Source organism: Ligilactobacillus sp. LYQ135, assembly GCF_053711055.1.
Genome location: NZ_JBSJYT010000004.1, coordinates 62,208 through 80,074 on the forward strand (window position 1 = coordinate 62,208; position 17,867 = coordinate 80,074).

The window sequence follows — 17,867 nt, forward strand, 5'->3', positions numbered from 1 at the left end:
GACGCCTTAATTAATACCAGCACAATGATTAATAATATTCCCCATATTGTGTGATGTAGTAGCAGCCATACAGTCAACCATATTAAGCCAATGCCTAGTGCGATGGTTAATGCGAATGGCACTGCTATGATTGCTACTATTCCTACTGCTAACAGAATTAATAATAGGCTTACTAACAAACAACTCATTGCTTGAACTCCTTAATATATTTAATCCACCTATCTTTTGACAGGTGTTTAATCTTATTTATTCCATTTGGACTATGCAATATCTGCTCCTCTAATGTCGTTTTCCGATTGTGGCATTTATCGCATAAGCTCCATAAATTAGATGTATTAAGCGCCTTCGTTTTATCGACACGTAATGGCACGATGTGATCTACTATCTTCTTGTCGCTTACCGCACTACCGCAGCACTGGCACATATAGCAATCACGGTTGATTACATAATTCCGCGCCTTTTGCCATTGTTTCGATTGATAAAAGCTATTGCGTTCTCTATTCCTAAAACGCTCGTTATACGTCCTATTTCGTTCTCTGGTGCGTTTTTCTTCGTATTGAATATGTTTGCTACAATAACGCTTATCTGTCGTTATGAGCTCGTTACAAGTTGGGTATGAACACTCTCTTACTCTCATTAAAATAAACGCTCCTCAATTGTAAATCCATGGCCGATTCGTTTGGTTAACTCCTGTTGTTTGTGTTCTAGAAAATCAATAAAAGCTATTTGCTCATGCGGACTTGCTATATTCCAGTGTCTAATCAATGTTACTTCATTTCCGATTGATTTCGGATTATGTCGTTTGCATTCATCAATCAAATCATCAATAGCGTTTGTGTTGTTATCGAATAACATTTGAATGCGTTTATTTTTATCATCTAGACTAGCGGTGGACTTTTCAACCGCTAAAATTGAATCAATTAATTTTAACCGTTCAATATATTCTGTTTTAGCAACAACATTAAAAATATTGTCTAACGTAGTTCTATTATTATTGCACGCCTTGCGTACATCACAGAGCAATTGATTTAACTCTTTTCTTGAATATTGTTCTGTATTATTCAAGATATTGCTAACCATTCTGTATGTCGTTTCTGATTTAGGGAAAATTTTCCTTAAATTGTCTAATAGCAATTCGGACAACTGGTGGTCTGAATCATCGTCATAATCAATAACTGTTGGTTCACTTGATTGTCTAATTTCTTCTAAAGTCGGTACGTACATTTTAAGCCTCTCTTTCTTATCGTTTTCTTTTTCGTATTTTGCATAAAAAGAATGTTGAACGTCTTGCTTAGCATGAGTTATCTGCCACTCCAGCAGTTCGCGTCCTTTTTTGTCATTCCATTCGTTGACAAAACGTTCTTCCGTGTAGTTTTTTAACCTATATGCTGTTAATTGGAAATAAATATCAGTCTGCACATCAACGTCAGATATACGCAGTCGATTGGCTAACTTATGTACATTGGTTTTAAAACATCTAGAATTAATCAAATTCGCAGCGACAGCGTCACTCAAAACTAACATTCAATCACCTCTTTAACAATAGATTTTCTTTTTCCACAAAGTTTTTAACATTGCTTCTGCCAAGGACTTTCCTTTATGTTTATTCGCAATGGCTAATAGCGCTTGTCTAAACATTGCTTTTTCTTCCCATTCATCAAATGGACTTTTTTTGTAACACAAAAGACCTCTAGTCATGTACACACCTCTTAATCAAATATCCATAACGCAACACAAATCTTGACTAAAAACTCCAAAATCACTATTAAGGCGGTAAATATAATCGCCCAAACTACAAAGCTGATTAAATTTTTCCAAAATTCATTCAAAATAACAGCCCCTTTTCTTTGTCGTTATCATTTATTGTATAATACAATTATATCAAAAAAAGCCCTGCCAATCAACGTTTGCAAGGCTTTGTTAAGCTATTTTGTTATATACAATTATTTAATTTCTTTCAGTCCCATTTTACGGCGTCCCATGTTAAACCACGGAGAAACTGTGAAGGCGATAATATCATTCACAAAATAAACTGAACTAGATACTAGCATAGCAATCGTTGCTCCTCCTTGTGCAAAGGTAACTGCCCAAAGAACCATTTGAAAGATGGATGAGAATACCCACCAAAAATATTGATCGCGATAACGCAAGAAACAAATAATTCCACCTGTTAAACTAACAGCAAAACTTAATCCATCAATCCATGGTCTAGGATCGTTTGTTAAAGTTCCAATTAAATGAGCTGATACAACCCAAGTTACTATAGTTGCTGTTAAAGCTAAGATCCAGCCTTTGCTTGATAACTTCTTCAAGTGGTTTTTAGTATCGCTATTCCAACCGTGGAACATTTTACCTAATAAACTATCTGGATTCTTGACAAAACTTGAAATGATAACTGGTAAATCTAAAGTTAATATGTATGCCGTTTCTTCTGCCATTACTAAGTAATTTTTAGCACTAAAACCAACGTAGATTTTACATAACGCTGAAATAATTCCTAAAATACCATTAACTGATTTAGCAGCATTGATTGAAACAATACATAAACAACCTAAAACAGTTCCAAAAAATGTAACGGTTGATAATAAATTAATTTTACCAGTTACATAAATCATTAATTGTGATCCTGCCGCAAACCAAAATAAGCAATAATTTGCTGTGTGCCAACCTGTAATTTGCTCCTTAAACCATTTTAACGGGTGATTAAACATTGTAACTTCTTCTTGCAACCTAAGCGCCTCTTTCTATATATTGTATTCAACTCTTGTAATTCTACTACATCTTGTTATTTTTGCAATACGCAATTACAAATTTCTCTATCTTTCTTATTCCACACATCAAAATACACATCCAGATCAACCTTAATCTCTCTGCCTGTATCAAACATGAAATAACCATATTTTCCGTCTGAATATCCCAAAGCTCGAATTTTGTTATATTTACACTCGCTATCTTCGAGCCAGTGATAATTCCCACACACATCTTTAAACTCTATCAGTGCCACACTATCATCCCTTTTAAAGTTTTTCTCTTATACTAGCAATAGCATTGGCTCGCTTGGCATCTTCGGGGCAATCATCGTCATAATACACCCCGTTCTCATCCATAGGCACATCAGTCCAACCATACTCAAACGCTACTGAATCTAAAGCATCGTTTATAACCTCAATCTCTTCTTCAGTTAAATAAACACATTTCATATTATCTCTCCTTAACTATTTATAGCCGTAATAATCGCAACCACTAAGCTGATGATTGATACCACTAATGCAAAATTTTCCATGTTATCCCTCCGAAATCTCAAATCCATACCCATCTTCTGAAACATATACATTTTCTGATTCTTTTTCAAAATTATTTAAAATTTCAGGATAATCATTGATGTCTGTTTCCAGCTCATTTATAAACGCAGGTTTTAATAATTCAGAAAATCCTTTAAGCTGATTCATAATTATTTCTTGAGACGATTCGTGTTCAAATTCATCCAATAAATATTCTTCAATAAATTCTTTTACCATCTTTTCAAATCCAATAAGTTTAACAATTTTATATTTTTTCATTGTTATCCCTCCACCAATCTAAAAATCACTCGTTCGATACATTTTTATGAGTTTCTACTTTAAAAAATACAACATTAAAGTAAATATATGGATTATTCGTTATAATTCTCGCTATTTCTTCAACCACTTATAAAGTATAGGAAACCCAATAGCTAAAACGATTGCTACAATAACTATTCCGATTGCAATTCCAAATATTAAATCCATGCTATTTCTCCAGTAGTTCCGAGTTCTCGTGAATGTTGCCGATAATTTCCATAAAAATTGAATTATTATCGATATGTCTATCACCTGCCATAAAAGCACCATTATGAAATCCAATAACTAACGTTAAAGGCTCACTATAATAAACCATGCTATCTACTTGTACAATGTCCCCTTCATAAATTAGCGTATTATCTTTATTTCTTAAACCTGTACATTGTTCAAGATCGTATTTATCGCTCTCTTCAATTTCAGCTAACGTCATTACACGTAAATTTCCTGCAGTTGAGTAAAATTGTAATCCGTTCTCAACACCGTAAATGTATTTCTTGTTCTCTTTGTCCCATGCTCTATATCTCAATCTATCTTCCATTTTATCTTTCCTCCATTAATTCTGGGTTTTCATGAATGTTGCCAACAACTTCTAACTCATAATTAGCAATATCGCCTTCTGACAACATAGTGCCAACGTTTTTGTGTTTGTATGAGAAGCAAGCAAAATGCTTTTCTCTAACAACTACATAAGTATTTTTTGTATAAACAGATTTAAAAATATCCCCTTCATAAATCATCTTCCCGTTTTTATCTTTCAATCCGGTGCATTGTTCTTTAATGAAGCTATCTGCCTCTAATAATTCGTTGTAAGCTAAGTAATCTGTGTGCCCACTATGATAATCGTAGACTTCAGCTCCGTTTTGAATGTTATAAATATACTTTTGTCTCTTCTTATCCCAAGCTCTGCATTTAAATCTATCTTGCATTTTATTTTTCCTCCATATTTTTTAATTCAGTCCATTTTAAGTAGGCCTTAAAAATCGAGGATAGAGTTATACAAATCAGAAACATAACCGCCATAAATTTAACTGATGTACTACTACACCAAAAAACCATAAAAATAAATAATACTGCTATGGTTACGATCCCAAGATAAATCAATCCAGTCATAAATTCTTTTAAAGCAACTAAAATAACGATTAATAATTTTGATATTTTCTCCATATATTATTCACTCGCTTTCAAAATGTTTTCGAGATCTGTTCTAGTGATGGTTATATTCATTGGAGAACCATATCCAACAAATATACTTACCACAAAATCATCATTGCTAGTTTCACGATCTCGGTTGCCATATAAATATTCATATTGTTGAGGTTCAATGTTGATTATTTTGTCAACGTTGATATAATTTCCATTTTCCAACTTCACAAATTTAGCCATTTTCATCACTTGCTTTCATGATTTTATCGACTTCCTTTTCTGTTAAATGCACTAAAAAAGATCTTGTATGTTCAGTAAAATAGCAACTATCATCAAAATTTCCCTCTGAACATGTATCCATAGCTGCTAAAAATCCTTTGTTACGCTCGTCTTCAAAAATACAATTAATTTTATCAATATTTATAATCCGTTTCTTGCTCAGTTTTACAAATTTAGCCATTTTGACGCTCCTTTCTAGCCACCCAATTTTCTAATTTCCGCAACGCATTGATATAATCATCAATCGTTAACTCGTCTAATTCAGTAGCTACTTTTTCTCGTTTCAATCCAGTTAAAGCATGATGTAGACTTGGATAATATCCAATCACCACATCACGTTCTTTCCGTTCGCTAGTTGCTGGATCGTGTCTAATCAACGTATAGTTGTAACTATCAACTTCAATACGGTATCTGTTATCAATTTTAATTGTTGCTTTCGCCATTGTTGTCTGTCCCTTCATCAAATTTCAAGCTATTCATCTGATCAATCAAACTAATAACTTCTTCTTTAGTTGCTTTCAATCCCATTGCTTCGCCGTTATAGTGAGCTGTATCAAATCCAATGACATTAATGTTTTGATCATCAAAGTCTAAGCTGTTAATCTTGCCAACGAAAGTTATTCCGCCGAAAACGTCAAAATCTTTACTATCATGTTCACACGTTGGCTCATATTCAACATATCCGCAATACCATTTGCTTTGTAATGCCGGAAAATGTGGGTACGATCCTAAATTATGCTCGGTAATCCAATATTTTCTACCTTTGAAAGTTCCTTTTTCAACAACTTTAACTTCTCTCATTTTGACCACATCCATAAATATTATTTTTATCCGGATAAACAGGACGCCACGGAGTTGAACCGTGATAATACCATTCGCCCTTGAGTGTATTTTGTGGGAGTGAATGCAAAAACGGAAGCTATTCACTTCCTTAATTAAATTTTTACCAGTCCCACCGCTGGCAATGATTTAATGACCTTTGATAATCATTAAATCCTGGAGTGCTAAGAAAAATTGAAGGTGGTTACACATCCTTAACAGATTCACACTTTGTCTGCACTCCAACGACTTGGCGGTGTAACCAAAGCCTAGTCAGCGACTCGAACGCTGTGTGTTACCTAGCTAGGCTAGACTCTACCGAAAAAACACAGAACAATTTATTAGTTAATCATTTAAATAATTCCACTTATATACCAAAGTTATTTTTAATTTTTTGTTTTGCTACTCGGTAGCGGTAGCAATGACTTAACAGCCTTCGACAACTGTTAAGCCGAGCCTGATTTACGAACTACCCTGATTTCCTCAAGGTTGTAATACCTTGTTTGGTGCCTTGCTGAATTAATCAGGAGAAAGGATGCGTGCCTCCTGACTTTAATATTTTTTACCAACCAACTAGGCACCGTTTGTCAGTTGGTAATTACTCAATGACCTTTGACAATCGTTGAGCAATGTTATAAATAAAAAGTTTTTTATTAGGATTAAGAAGAAATGTAGCATTGATGCTTTAACTAAAGGCCTCCAATCTGTTTTGTTATTACCGTTTAAACTGTGCTACGTCAGTTCAAGGTGGTGAGCCTTAAAGCCCAGCCAGCGATTCGAACACCGGTTGTCCTACTGGGCGGACTCTGCCGAAAAATAACCGTACTATATAACAGTCTCCAAATTTTAAAGAGGTTTTTTAGTATTCGTTTTGCCATCGACAGTGTGGCAATAGCCTAAAGCCCTTTGACAAGCATTAGGCTTGATTTATTACTTAACAGATTGCATGTATTTATAATGCTCTTGTACAAATTTGTCGTTCTTCAAATTTTTCTTATACCAGTCCAAACCATATTTCCCTTCAACGTGATGGATAAATAAATCAATTTTCTTTTGAACTTCTGCACGTTTCTTCATTTCACGTTTGTAATATGGCAATGCTTCAACTTCATCTATCCACTTAACAATCAAATCACGGCTATATAATTTGATCTGTATTTCATTAATGGGTGTCGTTTTAGCTAAACCATATGTCCGACAAATCTCTTCTAATGATCTGAAACTTCGCAATGGTTTTTTGTGTTTGTTATATACCATTAACCACTGCTTACGCTTAGTCTTGACCGAGTTGCTACTTTTCTTTTTTGGGGGATTAGCAACACGTAAATTTGTAACTCTGTTATCTTTTGAATCACCGTTAATGTGTCGCACTATAAATCGTTTTCTATCTTCTAAGCCAGGGATAAAGGCTCTAGCAACTAACTGCGGAATCGTAAAAACCTTAGGTTCGCCATGATTTTTTAACTTGATGATTACCACACCTTCACGAGTAACTCTACTTTTCATTAAGAAACCAGTTTTTTTGATTCGTACATTGCCAAAATTACTTACTTCATAATCAGGTGCTTGTTTTATCATTCTCCATTGTTCAATCATCTATAACACTCCTACTTCAACTAATTCCCCATTTTGTCGATAATAAATAGCTAATTGATGATTATTTGAATATCGTTTAAAATCACGAATTTTTTGTTCAAACTTATCGCAATCCGAACTTACAAGACTAGGAGTTTTTGAATATGTAATCGCCTGAACATTTTCGTATAAATCATCAAACCATTGTCCAGTGTCCTTATTTGCGTCTAAATCCTTAATATACATTAGTTTGATTGGGTGCTTTAACTTTCTTAAAGTACTCAATGCTTTTTGTAATTTTTCTTCATTCATCACTAATGTCCTCCACTTCAATTTCAATTCTGGGATCTTCTGCATAATATTTATCCGCTACGATTGATACGATGTTTCTATCGTCATCCCATATAATTCCGTTTAAGGCATCTAAAATGCTTTTGATGTAATTATCTAAATCACTCTTCACTTGCGGTCTATGAACGTGTGATAGCCTTTTTGAACGCTCTCTGTTAGAAATACTTTGTTGAATAGGTCTAAAGATTTTCAATGTTACTTTCAATGGCTTACCGTTAAATCTTTTTAAATTTCTAGCGTTCATCTCACCAATGGCATATTCCCCTACGTCTTTTTTAAACTCGGCAACCTTCTTTGGATCGTAAAATCTAATCCCACGACCATAACGTGTTGCTCTGGGTCTTAACTGTCCTACAGGCTCAATCGGTATTGTCATTCTCATGATTAATGCTCTGGTAAATGGCTTTGTGCAATATTTGAATATCCCGCCCACGCTGTACCTAAAATATCTTGTGCTATATCCATAATGTCCTTATACACATCTAATCTCTTTAATTCGTCTGGACTTTCACGCACCAATATATCTAATTGCTCCATACGATCTTTAAAATCATCAGAGTTGCCCCACAACAAAGATAAATTTTCTTCATCAGTCACTATTCTTCACTCGCTTTCTCAAAAACTACCCATCGTGTTTTACCACGTTTATCTCCGAACAGCGGATCACGTCCAATCGTATCTAAAACTTTCCGAAAAGGAATTTGTTCTTCATTCCATTTAAAAACAATCGTTCCATTCGGTTTAACAACTCGATTACATTCATTAAACCCATCATGAATAACCGTTGGCCAAGTTGATTTTTCAAGCGTTCCATACTTTTTAGCTAACCAACTCGTTTTACCAGCATGAATCAAATGTGGTGGATCAAATACAACTAAATCAAAATAATTGTTTTCGAACGGCATATCTGTAAAATCTGCTTGAACGTCTGGATTAACATCTACAACATGACCAGACTTTAATTTCTCGTAATATCGTCGTTTATCCATGAAAGTAACTTCCGGGTTGTCTTTATTCCACCAAAACATCCGTGATCCGCAGCAAGCGTCTAATATCTGCATCACTCTTCACTCGCTTTCAAAATGTTTTCGAGATCTGTTCTAGTGATGGTTATATTCATTGGAGAACCATATCCAACAAATATACTTACCACAAAATCATCATTGCTAGTTTCACGATCTCGGTTGCCATATAAATATTCATATTGTTGAGGTTCAATGTTGATTATTTTGTCAACGTTGATATAATTTCCATTTTCCAACTTCACAAATTTAGCCATTATCNGTTGCCATATAAATATTCATATTGTTGAGGTTCAATGTTGATTATTTTGTCAACGTTGATATAATTTCCATTTTCCAACTTCACAAATTTAGCCATTATCCTTCCTCCATAAAAAAGTTTTCTCCAAAAATCTCATCAAGTATCTGACCGGGTCTGTCTGATTCTTCTAACCATTGGTAGAACCCCGCCATAAATTCAGCGCTGCGTTCGTACATTTAAAACCTCCTAATTGTGTGCCATTCGATAATCGGGAACTTTGCTGAAATCTAATACATGCTCTGGATTGCTTGTTAGCAAACGGCTTACAATCTTCTGATTGTATATGCGGATCAAATCATCACCCGTATTGTTGGTTGTGATAATAATTGGCTTGCCTTGCATTAAATCTCCAATCCTGAACATTGTCTGTTGAACTGTATTGCTAGCCTCTCTAGTTTCGCCTTGCAGACTGCTTTCAGTTCCAAGATCATCTAGCACCAACAAATCTGTTTCTTTTAAGTCTTTGAAAAATTGATTAAACCGATCTTCTCTGCGAAAATCGTGTTGATATTTTGCAAAAGATAATTCAGCAATCTCCGCAGTTGATACAAATAAACAACTCTTCGGCTCTATCGCATGCTTCCTGACAAGATTAAGCATGCACACTGACAACATCGTTTTGCCTGTGCCGGCCTTACCGCGAAGCACTGTGTTATATTGTTTGCCGTTACAATAATCAAGTGTTATCTGTTTAGCGTGCTTTGCCAATTTAACAAACTCATCAGATGTCGGTTCAATGTTTTTGAATTCGTGTGCTAAAACATTTTGTTCGTTGTAAATTGATCGCTGCTGCATGAACGTCTTTGCTCGTTTCGCTTTATATTTAGCGACTTCTTTGCGCTCTAACTCATCTCTCCACGCTTGTTGCTCTTCTGGACTCATCACTGGTATATCTTTTAATCTGATTTTTTTAGCAATGTCCTTATTTTGTAGCGCTTTGATAATATCCGCTGTTTCCATACTCACCACCCTAATTCATTATTTATTTGTGGTTTAGCGTTTTGTGTTTTCTCATTCAAATAACCTTCAAAGTGAGTTCCGAATAACGTTTCTGGTCGAAGGTATCTGCTCATTTTCGCACTGTTACTCCACTGACTAACTTTTAAATCAATAACTTGTTTAAAATCATCAACAGTAGCACCTTCATTAATCCTTGCTTTAATTAATCGCTGCGTCTTTTGAGATGTACTCCGATACCTAGTACCAGCTTTCTGGTTGAGATAATCAACAATGATTTTGATTTCATCTGAATAAGACTTGGTCGAGTGCGAACTCGACATATTATCTTCTGTAGTATTCTCTGTGGTAGTCTCTGGTAGTCTATGGTATAGGTCAGGACAACTAGTCCCTTTTAGATTGGGACTATCAGTTCCTTTCGTGGGGACTGGCAGTCCCTTTCGTGAACCCAAATTGTCTAATGCGTCTTTGTTGACTCTATACCACTTTGTTCGATCAAATTTAGCTTTGTTATAATTGGCGGTAATCAATATTTTCTTATCTTCCAAATCCTTTAAATAGCGTTGGACTGTTTTTTCGCTTAACCACGGGAATTGTTGATGCCATTCTTTAACGGTGTTGTAAACCCATTTGTGACCGTCATGAATATTGGTCGATTTTTGTTGCCAGTAAAATATTTGTTGAACCATTATCGCTTTGTCAGCAGATTTTAAATAATTGGCTAAACTAGGCAAGACTTGTAATGGTGGTTCACTAATCAATAAATCACTCATCATCTTTCACTCTCCCTAACTTGAATCTCTTGGCTATCTCTGGTGTAACCTTGATTGGCTTAATATGATATTTTTCAAAGAAATTATTAATCCTGTTGTAACGCATGTAATGATGCTGCTCATCATGATGAATCCTACACAACGTCATAATGTACATGCCAACATGATCAATCTTGTTTCGATTCCTTCCCATTCCTACTGCGTTATAGTGAGCAATATCTGCCGGCTTGCCACAGATGACGCATTGCTTGTTTTTTAAACAAAGCATTTGCTTTGGAAAATCATCTGGAATTGCATCCCATGTTTTAGTCTTAAACGGAATGTTATTCTCAAACATAAAATTCAAAATCGTTAAAATCATGTAATTTCCGACCGTTACAGAGCAGTTAGATAAGCTGAACGGTTTTACTTTAAAAATCATTTCAACCGCAAATTTAAAGCGTATTTTCCAATATTCAGGCAAATCTCCGGTATAATCGCATAAGTCATTAATCAATGCGTATATTTTCTTTCGTTGATCCGGAGTGATAATGCGTCCGTCTGAAATTGCAATCTCAACAGTTGGCTGTTTACCATTCGACAACCTTTGGACTTGATACATATCAATTTCTTCATCAAGTTCAATTTCAATTTTATTTCCGTTAATCTTAGTTACTTTGCCAAACATTATTTAGTTACTTCTTCAAATGTCATTTCTTGGCTACTCTTGCCAGTGTTTTCTTTCTTCATCGCACGCAATACGGCAATCATGGCTTGGAACTTTTCAACTGGAGTAAAATTGTCAGAATTTGGATATGCTTGTTTAATCTTCTCCACTACTTTATTTTGTAAATCAGCAGTGGGGATTTTACATAAAACAGAAACTTCTGCCATAAGGTCTCCCATTTCTTTTTTTACTTTTTCCAATTCATTTTGATTTGTTGTTTGTTGCTTAGTTGATTTCATTGATACGAATTGGCCACCGTTGGCGCTGTCCGAACTATCGGGGTCTTCTTCTTGGTCTGAAATGTTGAATAATTGTTTGTAAAAATACTTTTGTGCGGTCGTTTCTGCTTTTACCATCGCTTTTTCGCTAGTATCTTGACCACTACCAGCCATTTTTCCGAAAATCTTTTCATTTCCGTCAGTAATAGTAAATGTCCCCATTACATCAACATAGTGAGTAATGCTGCCTTTAGCGCTCTTGCGGTCGTATTGTTGGATAATCTCGTATTTTGGAATAATCATTATCCCGTTATCAGATAACGCTTTTTTAACGACCGATTTGATTGCCCCTTCGCTTTGGAAACTATAGTGTTGATATTTATTTTGTCCGTCTTTTTCAACGGGAGTTATTTGTAACATTGCTTTTGATAATTTTTGAATTAAGTTATCTTCACTCATTATTAACCCTCCGTCTTGATGTTAATTGTTTCGGTTTCATCAACCACAATACCGTCAACTAATTCTCCGGTCTCTTTCAGAACTGCTTTGCCATTGACGACTTTCATTTGCTTTTTCAAATCGCCCCAACGAAGTTTCGGTGTGTTTGTAACGAAATCAGTTCCTTCAAACTTCTTGATTAATTGCTTATCATCGTGAGTCCATTTTTTGCGATGAGAAACACTAATCTTTCCATATGGACTACTGAATTTAAATTTAGGATCATCCACTAAATTAGCATTCATAAACTCGTTCAAAAGTGATTCGAAGTATTCTTCACTTTCACCCAACTTTTGCAATTCTGTTGTTTCCCAGTCTAAAATCCGTTTTTTCTCAACTTCTGCTCGTTGTTTAATCTCATTTATTTGCTTTCGGACATCTGATAACTTCCGTAATGCCCAATCAGCCTTACTCGGATCGTCAACAACAAATCTTTCATCAAATTGTTCATTTTGTTTTTCTAAAATTTCACTCATAATTTACATCCCTTTCATGTATTTCCCACTGTATACAAACAACGCCTGATCAGCCGCCTGTACCATTTGTTTGTTTGTGTTTAATTTCGTTAATGTGTTCAATAAACCAATCGTCCCTTGTGGGTCTAACTTATAGGCTTCGTGTGCCCAGTTATATAAACCTTTACGGTACGTTTCAATGTATGTTGTGTTCATTTAATCCTCCTCTTGACTAGCTAACAAATAAGAGGTAAACTTAAAAAAGTTTCTTTTTTATTTGTTAGCATTTTCGGGCGTTAAGCCCCTCTTAATGTGCCGAATTTGTTCATTTGAAGATGTAATGCGCCCATTCTTGGGCGTATTTTTTATTAGCGATACAATGTATTACCATTACGCTCAAATAAACAATCCATAATCCAGCACATAATTTCGGCGAGATTAAACCAGCAAAGATCGCTGATCCAATTAACGCTGTTTCAATTTTTCTACACATTCTCATGCAGTAACCTCCTAAAGTTGATGACTTTCCATGAAACGATCTAGCAATCTACGGTCATACCTGTTTATGCTATGACCATCAATGTGAACTGGTTTAATTTCGCCGCTTTCTCTAAGTTTTTTAAAAATTGCAGGACTCACTTTAATGTACTCACACGCTTGGTATTGTTTCATCCAACGGTCTTTTTCTTCAGCTTCCACAGACTTTTTCAAAGCCTGGAGAAGCTCTATTATTTCGCTAGTAAGCTCATTTTTTGCGCTTTCACTAAACAGTTCTAAAACCATAGCTAATTCCCTTTCTGTTATAATTTGTTTATCTACTTACGAAAGAAGGTGTTAACATGGAACTTAATCCAGATTGTTTACGTGATATTCTTTCCGAGATTGCAAAATTACCCATGGGGCAATTTTTAAATTCACTTCCAAAAGAAATTACCGAAAAATATTCAAAAGATGAAATTGAATACACAATTCAAGTCATCAGTGAAGAAAAACTTGCGCATGTTGATTTGAACTGGAAAAACAACGGTAATATTTCGTTATATTTTTTAGGTCAAATGACTTTATCCGGTCAACAACTTTATGCCCAAATAAAATCTGATGCCGTTTGGAAAAAAGTTAAAGATGAAATCAAAGCTCTTGGAAAGCCGGTCTCGGTAAACTTAATTAGAATTTCAGCTAAGAAAGCGGTTAGTTAGCCGATTTAACTTCCCAATTGCAATAAAGAATTGCAGAGTCAGCACTTTTTATATTTGCTGACTTTTTTTATTGATTCCTCTAATTTCATTTAAATTCGTCTGATATAATTTAGTTATCTCCTTATGAAAGGAGGTGAGATTATGAGCAAAAACGATAAAGAACTTGCCGTTGAATTAACATGTAGTTACTTGAACGCTTTATCCGCTTTAAAAAAACCTATGCACCCCGTTTTAAATGACATGAATGGTTTAAACGGCGGCGGGAGCGTATTCAATAAAATTTCAACTAAAAATGTTAACGATATGGTTGATATTTTTTACTCTCATCTCAAGAAAATGAATTAATTTTCATTTCTAAGAAGAGCTGACAGTGTTGTTGGTTCTTCTTTTTTTGCAATGTTAATACTTGTCATTTTTTTGGTAGACAACTTTTGAATGAATCCTTGTATTTCTTCCGCTTGTAATTCATAAGTCACTACCGCAATGTATTTAGCCATTTAAATCTTCCTTTCTAATACTTGCTCTTGATCCAAGTGTCATATTCTCTTTCGCCGAAAAGTTGCACCGCTCTGTGTTCGGCTTTAAAAAATACGCTGGCGTCATCGCAGATACATTGCCCGAACGGATCGGCAAGACCTTGTTTTTTATATTTGTTGTAACGCCGCTTCATCTCTTCTTCGTAAAGATGTTGGCATTCTTCAACCGTTTCGGCTTTATCTAATTCCGATCTGTAAGACATAGCTGTTTCCCTTTCTAATCGTTGAACTTGTCGTAAAGTTCTTTGATTGTATCTAGAATTTCCATTCCCTTTTGAGCATCATCAAAGCCAAGCTCTGCAATGCGTTTTCCTTTAGGCATGTTCAAAACCAATCTAATACAACGGGTTACTGCTTCTCTGATGTATTCTGGATTACCAGAGTAAACATCGGTTCTATTACATTGGTATGTGTGAGGTCTTACGATATGTTTACTTGAAACCTCATCGCAAAATTCGTTTATTTTTTTAGAAAGTTCATTACCTGTCGTTCTTTCATCAGCAACCTTTTTGGCTTCTTCATAAATCATTTTCCTTAATTCAGAACGTGTCATTGTTACAATTTCTTCGTTTTCAAAATCCATAATCAAGTCTCCTATAATTGATCTCTTCTAGTTTTAATATCTTTTAAGTACAAATCTTCCATACCCAATAAATCAGCGATGTTATATGCTCTTTCTCTGAACATTTCCAAAACATCCTCTTGAGAAGCTAGCATTTGAATGTTCCCTTTCGCGTAAGTGCAAATTCTTTCGCTTTCTGCCAATTCAATCAACGCTTTCAAAGCCTCTTTTACGTTGTCATATTCAATCACTGTGTGTACCTCCTTAAATAGTTAATTCTGTTTGTGCATTTGCTTTTTGCACTTCCGTTTGCAATTCGAAAGGCAAATACCAGTTATGCACAAAACTCATTGCTTCATCGAATTGTGCCATCGGAACATCAGCGTATCGTTCTACCTCAAATTGATCTCTGAATACATCAAACATTGCTCGGTAAATCTTACGAACAAGCGGTTTATTTTGATAAGCGTTGCTATCTTTACCGCCAACTAAATTGATTACTTTCTTGTTGCGTGCTTTACGGAACTTAGCGACTAAATTTCCCGGTAACCCCATGCGGTTTTTAATATCTTCAATTTCTTGTTCAGCTGTTTCAAGGCGTTCATCCATATGCGAACTTGCTTGAAGTAATAAATTAATCCGACCTTCTGGAGTCTGTGGTAATGCTTGTTGCAATTTAATCGCTTTTTCCATTTCGTTAAATGCTTCAATGTATTTTAGTTTGAAATCCATTGCTCGTTTGCCTGTGAACCCCATTACTAATAATGTGAATCCATCTCGATTCATGTAGTACATCTTATTGTGTTTGCCATTGCTTGCTCGGTACTCGCTTTGAACAAACATTTTTAGTAGGGCTGAATTTTCAGCCGTACTAAGTAGATTATCGATTGCTTGAACAACATTCTTGTGTTTCCGTCCAAAACTTTCTGCCACTCTCAAACTTGTTGTTACTGCTTGTTGATTTTTCATAATTACTAATTCTGTCATCTGACATCCTTCTTTCTAATTCTGTGTCTTTTAGGACACTAATTCTTTAAAAAAAATATCCATTACCTCATCTTGTGACAAGTTCATAGCTTTTGACATTGCTCTTATTTCAGCAGCGTTAATTTGTCTCTCACCACGAATTGTTTTATAAAAAGTTGACTTAGACATCTCAACGCCTTCGTCTTCCATTTTATTGAGCAAATCAGTAACTCTTAAACCTTTCATTCTGATTAGCCCCATAATTTTATTTGAGTCCATTTTTATCACCTCGTTTCCTTTAGGACACTTTCAAGTATACACCATAAAAAAATGATGTCAATAAAAAAATGCACAAAAAGACACTTTTTTTGTAAAAATGATTTTTTTGTGTCTTTTTTAACACTTTTGTACTATAATATAACCATAACGAGAAGAGGTGAACAAATGAACATTAGAGATAGACGTTTAGAATTGCATTTAACATTAGAAGAAGTCGGCGAAAAAGTTGGTGTCGGAAAATCAACCGTTAGAAAATGGGAAGCCGGCGCAATAAAGAATATGGGTAGAGATAAAATAGTGGCTCTCGCCAAAGCGTTAAAAATGAGTCCTTTAGAAATTATTGACCCAGATCATAAATTGCCTACTAATATAGTAGATAAAATAAAAGAAACTGTTATGGAACTTTCAACACCACGCCAAAACAAAGTATATGATTTTGCAAAACGACAATTAGATGAACAAAATGGAAAATCAATTACAGTTGGTCGTGCAACTGCTGCGGGTAATCCGCTTTGTGGAGAAACGCAAGATAGCGAAGAACAGCACTTGGTAGTAAATCGCGATGAAATTCCACGGGGTGCTGATGAAGTTATCACGATTGCTGGTGATAGTATGGAGCCTTTGTTGCCTAAAGGTTCACAACAGTTTATTCACTACCAACCTACACCGGACACAGACGGTCAAGTTATGATTGTACGCATTAAAGATGAAGGTGTAACTTGTAAGAAGGTTTATCGTGAAAAAGATAAAGTAAGATTAGTTTCTGTTAACGATAAATATAAAGATATGGTTTATCCGGCAGAAGATGTTGAATGTATTGGTAAAGTTATTTTAAAATAATTCCGATAGTCCAAATCTTGATGACGTTAAAAGCTAGGAAATATATTTGGGAGAGTGATACTCATGTCGAAAAAAACCATTAAAGACGAAAATGGTAAAACATATACAGTAAAGGAGAAAAAACCTTTCTATAAAAAATGGTGGTTTTGGTTAATCATTGCAATCATTGCCATTGCAGCATTTGGCGGCAGCGAATCCGATAGTAGCTCATCTGATAGTTCAGCAAAAACCGAGCAAAAAAGTTCTGACGCAAAAACTGACGAAAACTCAGAAAAAACTTCAAAAGAAGAAACTGGGCAAGCTGTTACTTTAGGAGCTGGAGAATATACGGTTGGAGATCAAATTAAGCCTGGACGCTATGTAATCAAAGCCGCTAGTGGTAGCGGTAATTTAACGTCAGAAAGCGGCGATATTAATGTAATTTTGGGTCAACAAGTTGATAACGATATGGGACAAGTTGATTCATATACTACAAATCTTAAAAAGGGAACAAAAATTAAAATATCTGGCATTAACCAAACGAGTTTTACTCCTGTTACATCTAGAGAATACTTAACTCAATTAACAGCGGGACAATGGGTTGTAGGTAAAGATATTAAACCTGGACGTTACAAAGTTGTCGCTACTGCAGGAAGTGGTAATTTTTCATCTACCAATGGCGATATTAATGAAATTTTAGGAACAAGCGAAGATAGCGACGCTGGACAAGTAACATCTGTAACTGTTCAATTACATAATGGAGAAGTTATCAACTCTACTCTACAAGGCGTAAAATTACAAGCCGAATAATTA

At 35.1% G+C, this 17,867-nt stretch carries 36 protein-coding genes; 4 read left to right on the forward strand and 32 right to left on the reverse strand.

What is annotated here, in order from left to right:
• Positions 1-184: 184 nt before the first annotated feature.
• The 26 genes from ACWCL1_RS04945 to ACWCL1_RS05070 form a co-directional block, all read right to left on the reverse strand.
• Positions 185-637 carry an HNH endonuclease gene (locus ACWCL1_RS04945; RefSeq protein WP_454545805.1) on the reverse strand — a complete coding sequence of 151 codons (453 nt, stop codon included), beginning with the start codon at positions 635-637 and terminating at the stop codon, positions 185-187.
• On the reverse strand, positions 637-1,524 hold the full coding sequence (locus ACWCL1_RS04950; protein WP_454545806.1) for a hypothetical protein: 888 nt from the start codon (positions 1,522-1,524) through the stop codon (positions 637-639). Before ACWCL1_RS04950 ends, ACWCL1_RS04945 begins: the two co-directional genes overlap by 1 nt.
• 12 nt (positions 1,525-1,536) lie before the next feature.
• Positions 1,537-1,698, reverse strand: a complete 162-nt coding sequence (locus tag ACWCL1_RS04955) for a hypothetical protein (protein ID WP_454545807.1) — start codon at positions 1,696-1,698, stop codon at positions 1,537-1,539.
• Positions 1,699-1,943: 245 nt separating this feature from the next.
• Complete coding sequence (gene pnuC / locus ACWCL1_RS04960; protein ID WP_454545881.1) at positions 1,944-2,711, reverse strand: nicotinamide riboside transporter PnuC; 768 nt, start codon at positions 2,709-2,711, stop codon at positions 1,944-1,946.
• Between the two features lie 74 nt (positions 2,712-2,785).
• Complete coding sequence (locus ACWCL1_RS04965) at positions 2,786-3,004, reverse strand: hypothetical protein (protein ID WP_454545808.1); 219 nt, start codon at positions 3,002-3,004, stop codon at positions 2,786-2,788.
• Between the two features lie 13 nt (positions 3,005-3,017).
• The gene (locus tag ACWCL1_RS04970; protein ID WP_454545809.1) at positions 3,018-3,200 is read right to left on the reverse strand and encodes a hypothetical protein; all 183 of its coding nucleotides are present in this window, start codon (positions 3,198-3,200) and stop codon (positions 3,018-3,020) included.
• Between the two features lie 84 nt (positions 3,201-3,284).
• On the reverse strand, positions 3,285-3,560 hold the full coding sequence (locus tag ACWCL1_RS04975; protein ID WP_454545810.1) for a hypothetical protein: 276 nt from the start codon (positions 3,558-3,560) through the stop codon (positions 3,285-3,287).
• Positions 3,561-3,768: 208 nt separating this feature from the next.
• Positions 3,769-4,137, reverse strand: coding sequence for a YopX family protein (locus ACWCL1_RS04980; RefSeq protein WP_454545811.1), 369 nt, complete (start codon positions 4,135-4,137; stop codon positions 3,769-3,771).
• 1 nt (position 4,138) lies between these two features.
• Positions 4,139-4,525 (reverse strand): YopX family protein, encoded by a 387-nt coding sequence (locus ACWCL1_RS04985; RefSeq protein ID WP_454545812.1) that lies wholly within the window; start codon positions 4,523-4,525, stop codon positions 4,139-4,141.
• 241 nt (positions 4,526-4,766) lie between these two features.
• Positions 4,767-4,982 carry a hypothetical protein gene (locus ACWCL1_RS04990; protein WP_454545813.1) on the reverse strand — a complete coding sequence of 72 codons (216 nt, stop codon included), beginning with the start codon at positions 4,980-4,982 and terminating at the stop codon, positions 4,767-4,769.
• Positions 4,975-5,202, reverse strand: a complete 228-nt coding sequence (locus ACWCL1_RS04995; RefSeq protein ID WP_454545814.1) for a hypothetical protein — start codon at positions 5,200-5,202, stop codon at positions 4,975-4,977. Before ACWCL1_RS04995 ends, ACWCL1_RS04990 begins: the two co-directional genes overlap by 8 nt.
• Positions 5,195-5,464 carry a hypothetical protein gene (locus ACWCL1_RS05000; protein WP_454545815.1) on the reverse strand — a complete coding sequence of 90 codons (270 nt, stop codon included), beginning with the start codon at positions 5,462-5,464 and terminating at the stop codon, positions 5,195-5,197. The genes ACWCL1_RS04995 and ACWCL1_RS05000 overlap by 8 nt, the downstream gene beginning before the upstream one ends.
• A complete protein-coding gene (locus ACWCL1_RS05005; RefSeq protein ID WP_454545816.1) occupies positions 5,445-5,822 on the reverse strand; it encodes a hypothetical protein in 378 nt (125 codons plus the stop codon). The genes ACWCL1_RS05000 and ACWCL1_RS05005 overlap by 20 nt, the downstream gene beginning before the upstream one ends.
• 948 nt (positions 5,823-6,770) lie before the next feature.
• A complete protein-coding gene (locus tag ACWCL1_RS05010) occupies positions 6,771-7,436 on the reverse strand; it encodes an NUMOD4 domain-containing protein (protein WP_454545817.1) in 666 nt (221 codons plus the stop codon).
• Positions 7,437-7,727, reverse strand: coding sequence for a hypothetical protein (locus ACWCL1_RS05015; RefSeq protein ID WP_454545818.1), 291 nt, complete (start codon positions 7,725-7,727; stop codon positions 7,437-7,439).
• Positions 7,720-8,148, reverse strand: a complete 429-nt coding sequence (locus ACWCL1_RS05020; protein ID WP_454545819.1) for a RusA family crossover junction endodeoxyribonuclease — start codon at positions 8,146-8,148, stop codon at positions 7,720-7,722. The genes ACWCL1_RS05015 and ACWCL1_RS05020 overlap by 8 nt, the downstream gene beginning before the upstream one ends.
• Positions 8,149-8,150: 2 nt before the next feature.
• A complete protein-coding gene (locus ACWCL1_RS05025; RefSeq protein WP_454545820.1) occupies positions 8,151-8,363 on the reverse strand; it encodes a hypothetical protein in 213 nt (70 codons plus the stop codon).
• Positions 8,363-8,830, reverse strand: coding sequence for a class I SAM-dependent methyltransferase (locus ACWCL1_RS05030; protein WP_454545821.1), 468 nt, complete (start codon positions 8,828-8,830; stop codon positions 8,363-8,365). Before ACWCL1_RS05030 ends, ACWCL1_RS05025 begins: the two co-directional genes overlap by 1 nt.
• A complete protein-coding gene (locus tag ACWCL1_RS05035) occupies positions 8,827-9,045 on the reverse strand; it encodes a hypothetical protein (RefSeq protein WP_454545822.1) in 219 nt (72 codons plus the stop codon). The genes ACWCL1_RS05030 and ACWCL1_RS05035 overlap by 4 nt, the downstream gene beginning before the upstream one ends.
• Positions 9,046-9,275: 230 nt before the next feature.
• Positions 9,276-10,049, reverse strand: a complete 774-nt coding sequence (locus ACWCL1_RS05040) for an ATP-binding protein (RefSeq protein WP_454545823.1) — start codon at positions 10,047-10,049, stop codon at positions 9,276-9,278.
• Positions 10,050-10,051: 2 nt separating this feature from the next.
• Complete coding sequence (locus ACWCL1_RS05045; protein ID WP_454545824.1) at positions 10,052-10,822, reverse strand: conserved phage C-terminal domain-containing protein; 771 nt, start codon at positions 10,820-10,822, stop codon at positions 10,052-10,054.
• On the reverse strand, positions 10,812-11,486 hold the full coding sequence (locus ACWCL1_RS05050; RefSeq protein WP_454545825.1) for a putative HNHc nuclease: 675 nt from the start codon (positions 11,484-11,486) through the stop codon (positions 10,812-10,814). The genes ACWCL1_RS05045 and ACWCL1_RS05050 overlap by 11 nt, the downstream gene beginning before the upstream one ends.
• Complete coding sequence (locus ACWCL1_RS05055; protein WP_454545826.1) at positions 11,486-12,202, reverse strand: ERF family protein; 717 nt, start codon at positions 12,200-12,202, stop codon at positions 11,486-11,488. Before ACWCL1_RS05055 ends, ACWCL1_RS05050 begins: the two co-directional genes overlap by 1 nt.
• A 2-nt stretch (positions 12,203-12,204) precedes the next feature.
• Entirely contained in the window at positions 12,205-12,717 is a 513-nt protein-coding gene (locus tag ACWCL1_RS05060) for a host-nuclease inhibitor Gam family protein (RefSeq protein WP_454545827.1), read from the reverse strand.
• Positions 12,718-12,720: 3 nt separating this feature from the next.
• Complete coding sequence (locus ACWCL1_RS05065; protein WP_454545828.1) at positions 12,721-12,912, reverse strand: hypothetical protein; 192 nt, start codon at positions 12,910-12,912, stop codon at positions 12,721-12,723.
• Between the two features lie 294 nt (positions 12,913-13,206).
• Positions 13,207-13,479: a hypothetical protein gene (locus ACWCL1_RS05070; RefSeq protein WP_454545829.1), complete on the reverse strand. Its 273-nt coding sequence runs from the start codon at positions 13,477-13,479 to the stop codon at positions 13,207-13,209.
• A 56-nt stretch (positions 13,480-13,535) separates the two neighbouring features.
• On the opposite strand from ACWCL1_RS05070, the gene ACWCL1_RS05075 reads away from it, so the two are divergent.
• Positions 13,536-13,892 carry a DUF2513 domain-containing protein gene (locus ACWCL1_RS05075; protein WP_454545830.1) on the forward strand — a complete coding sequence of 119 codons (357 nt, stop codon included), beginning with the start codon at positions 13,536-13,538 and terminating at the stop codon, positions 13,890-13,892.
• Between the two features lie 141 nt (positions 13,893-14,033).
• Positions 14,034-14,237 carry a hypothetical protein gene (locus ACWCL1_RS05080; protein WP_454545831.1) on the forward strand — a complete coding sequence of 68 codons (204 nt, stop codon included), beginning with the start codon at positions 14,034-14,036 and terminating at the stop codon, positions 14,235-14,237.
• Here ACWCL1_RS05080 and ACWCL1_RS05085 read toward each other — a convergent pair.
• The 6 genes from ACWCL1_RS05085 to ACWCL1_RS05110 are packed head-to-tail and all read right to left on the reverse strand — an operon-like array spanning position 14,234 to position 16,235.
• A complete protein-coding gene (locus tag ACWCL1_RS05085; protein WP_454545832.1) occupies positions 14,234-14,389 on the reverse strand; it encodes a hypothetical protein in 156 nt (51 codons plus the stop codon). The genes ACWCL1_RS05080 and ACWCL1_RS05085 overlap by 4 nt on opposite strands.
• 14 nt (positions 14,390-14,403) lie before the next feature.
• Positions 14,404-14,631: a hypothetical protein gene (locus tag ACWCL1_RS05090; RefSeq protein WP_454545833.1), complete on the reverse strand. Its 228-nt coding sequence runs from the start codon at positions 14,629-14,631 to the stop codon at positions 14,404-14,406.
• 14 nt (positions 14,632-14,645) lie between these two features.
• Positions 14,646-15,011 carry a hypothetical protein gene (locus ACWCL1_RS05095; RefSeq protein WP_454545834.1) on the reverse strand — a complete coding sequence of 122 codons (366 nt, stop codon included), beginning with the start codon at positions 15,009-15,011 and terminating at the stop codon, positions 14,646-14,648.
• 11 nt (positions 15,012-15,022) lie between these two features.
• Complete coding sequence (locus ACWCL1_RS05100; protein WP_454545835.1) at positions 15,023-15,241, reverse strand: hypothetical protein; 219 nt, start codon at positions 15,239-15,241, stop codon at positions 15,023-15,025.
• A 13-nt stretch (positions 15,242-15,254) separates the two neighbouring features.
• Positions 15,255-15,977 (reverse strand): Rha family transcriptional regulator, encoded by a 723-nt coding sequence (locus tag ACWCL1_RS05105; protein ID WP_454545836.1) that lies wholly within the window; start codon positions 15,975-15,977, stop codon positions 15,255-15,257.
• A 30-nt stretch (positions 15,978-16,007) separates the two neighbouring features.
• Positions 16,008-16,235 (reverse strand): hypothetical protein, encoded by a 228-nt coding sequence (locus ACWCL1_RS05110; RefSeq protein WP_454545837.1) that lies wholly within the window; start codon positions 16,233-16,235, stop codon positions 16,008-16,010.
• A 165-nt stretch (positions 16,236-16,400) separates the two neighbouring features.
• Between ACWCL1_RS05110 and ACWCL1_RS05115 the strand changes: the two genes are divergently transcribed.
• On the forward strand, positions 16,401-17,075 hold the full coding sequence (locus tag ACWCL1_RS05115) for a LexA family transcriptional regulator (protein WP_454545838.1): 675 nt from the start codon (positions 16,401-16,403) through the stop codon (positions 17,073-17,075).
• A gap of 63 nt (positions 17,076-17,138) precedes the next feature.
• Complete coding sequence (locus tag ACWCL1_RS05120) at positions 17,139-17,864, forward strand: hypothetical protein (protein ID WP_454545839.1); 726 nt, start codon at positions 17,139-17,141, stop codon at positions 17,862-17,864.
• Positions 17,865-17,867 lie beyond the last annotated feature (3 nt).

Excerpts from the sequence above, each read along its gene's own strand:
- ACWCL1_RS04970 (WP_454545809.1), bottom strand. The coding sequence starts at position 3,200 with ATGAAATGTGTTTATTTAACTGAAGAAGAGATTGAGGTTATAAACGAT.
- ACWCL1_RS04985 (WP_454545812.1), bottom strand. The coding sequence starts at position 4,525 with ATGCAAGATAGATTTAAATGCAGAGCTTGGGATAAGAAGAGACAAAAG.
- ACWCL1_RS05015 (WP_454545818.1), bottom strand. The coding sequence starts at position 7,727 with ATGAATGAAGAAAAATTACAAAAAGCATTGAGTACTTTAAGAAAGTTA.
- ACWCL1_RS04995 (WP_454545814.1), bottom strand. The coding sequence starts at position 5,202 with ATGGCTAAATTTGTAAAACTGAGCAAGAAACGGATTATAAATATTGAT.
- ACWCL1_RS04975 (WP_454545810.1), bottom strand. The coding sequence starts at position 3,560 with ATGAAAAAATATAAAATTGTTAAACTTATTGGATTTGAAAAGATGGTA.
- ACWCL1_RS05020 (WP_454545819.1), bottom strand. The coding sequence starts at position 8,148 with ATGAGAATGACAATACCGATTGAGCCTGTAGGACAGTTAAGACCCAGA.
- ACWCL1_RS05070 (WP_454545829.1), bottom strand. The coding sequence starts at position 13,479 with ATGGTTTTAGAACTGTTTAGTGAAAGCGCAAAAAATGAGCTTACTAGC.
- ACWCL1_RS05045 (WP_454545824.1), bottom strand. The coding sequence starts at position 10,822 with ATGATGAGTGATTTATTGATTAGTGAACCACCATTACAAGTCTTGCCT.
- ACWCL1_RS05055 (WP_454545826.1), bottom strand. The coding sequence starts at position 12,202 with ATGAGTGAAGATAACTTAATTCAAAAATTATCAAAAGCAATGTTACAA.
- ACWCL1_RS05050 (WP_454545825.1), bottom strand. The coding sequence starts at position 11,486 with ATGTTTGGCAAAGTAACTAAGATTAACGGAAATAAAATTGAAATTGAA.
- ACWCL1_RS05080 (WP_454545831.1), top strand. The coding sequence starts at position 14,034 with ATGAGCAAAAACGATAAAGAACTTGCCGTTGAATTAACATGTAGTTAC.
- ACWCL1_RS04980 (WP_454545811.1), bottom strand. The coding sequence starts at position 4,137 with ATGGAAGATAGATTGAGATATAGAGCATGGGACAAAGAGAACAAGAAA.
- ACWCL1_RS05040 (WP_454545823.1), bottom strand. The coding sequence starts at position 10,049 with ATGGAAACAGCGGATATTATCAAAGCGCTACAAAATAAGGACATTGCT.
- ACWCL1_RS04945 (WP_454545805.1), bottom strand. The coding sequence starts at position 637 with ATGAGAGTAAGAGAGTGTTCATACCCAACTTGTAACGAGCTCATAACG.
- ACWCL1_RS05060 (WP_454545827.1), bottom strand. The coding sequence starts at position 12,717 with ATGAGTGAAATTTTAGAAAAACAAAATGAACAATTTGATGAAAGATTT.
- ACWCL1_RS05010 (WP_454545817.1), bottom strand. The coding sequence starts at position 7,436 with ATGATTGAACAATGGAGAATGATAAAACAAGCACCTGATTATGAAGTA.
- ACWCL1_RS05105 (WP_454545836.1), bottom strand. The coding sequence starts at position 15,977 with ATGACAGAATTAGTAATTATGAAAAATCAACAAGCAGTAACAACAAGT.
- ACWCL1_RS05095 (WP_454545834.1), bottom strand. The coding sequence starts at position 15,011 with ATGGATTTTGAAAACGAAGAAATTGTAACAATGACACGTTCTGAATTA.
- ACWCL1_RS05000 (WP_454545815.1), bottom strand. The coding sequence starts at position 5,464 with ATGGCGAAAGCAACAATTAAAATTGATAACAGATACCGTATTGAAGTT.
- ACWCL1_RS05120 (WP_454545839.1), top strand. The coding sequence starts at position 17,139 with ATGTCGAAAAAAACCATTAAAGACGAAAATGGTAAAACATATACAGTA.
- ACWCL1_RS05075 (WP_454545830.1), top strand. The coding sequence starts at position 13,536 with ATGGAACTTAATCCAGATTGTTTACGTGATATTCTTTCCGAGATTGCA.
- ACWCL1_RS04950 (WP_454545806.1), bottom strand. The coding sequence starts at position 1,524 with ATGTTAGTTTTGAGTGACGCTGTCGCTGCGAATTTGATTAATTCTAGA.
- ACWCL1_RS05090 (WP_454545833.1), bottom strand. The coding sequence starts at position 14,631 with ATGTCTTACAGATCGGAATTAGATAAAGCCGAAACGGTTGAAGAATGC.
- ACWCL1_RS05005 (WP_454545816.1), bottom strand. The coding sequence starts at position 5,822 with ATGAGAGAAGTTAAAGTTGTTGAAAAAGGAACTTTCAAAGGTAGAAAA.
- ACWCL1_RS05085 (WP_454545832.1), bottom strand. The coding sequence starts at position 14,389 with ATGGCTAAATACATTGCGGTAGTGACTTATGAATTACAAGCGGAAGAA.
- pnuC (WP_454545881.1), bottom strand. The coding sequence starts at position 2,711 with ATGTTTAATCACCCGTTAAAATGGTTTAAGGAGCAAATTACAGGTTGG.
- ACWCL1_RS05110 (WP_454545837.1), bottom strand. The coding sequence starts at position 16,235 with ATGGACTCAAATAAAATTATGGGGCTAATCAGAATGAAAGGTTTAAGA.
- ACWCL1_RS05035 (WP_454545822.1), bottom strand. The coding sequence starts at position 9,045 with ATGGCTAAATTTGTGAAGTTGGAAAATGGAAATTATATCAACGTTGAC.
- ACWCL1_RS05065 (WP_454545828.1), bottom strand. The coding sequence starts at position 12,912 with ATGAACACAACATACATTGAAACGTACCGTAAAGGTTTATATAACTGG.
- ACWCL1_RS04990 (WP_454545813.1), bottom strand. The coding sequence starts at position 4,982 with ATGGCTAAATTTGTGAAGTTGGAAAATGGAAATTATATCAACGTTGAC.
- ACWCL1_RS04955 (WP_454545807.1), bottom strand. The coding sequence starts at position 1,698 with ATGACTAGAGGTCTTTTGTGTTACAAAAAAAGTCCATTTGATGAATGG.
- ACWCL1_RS05115 (WP_454545838.1), top strand. The coding sequence starts at position 16,401 with ATGAACATTAGAGATAGACGTTTAGAATTGCATTTAACATTAGAAGAA.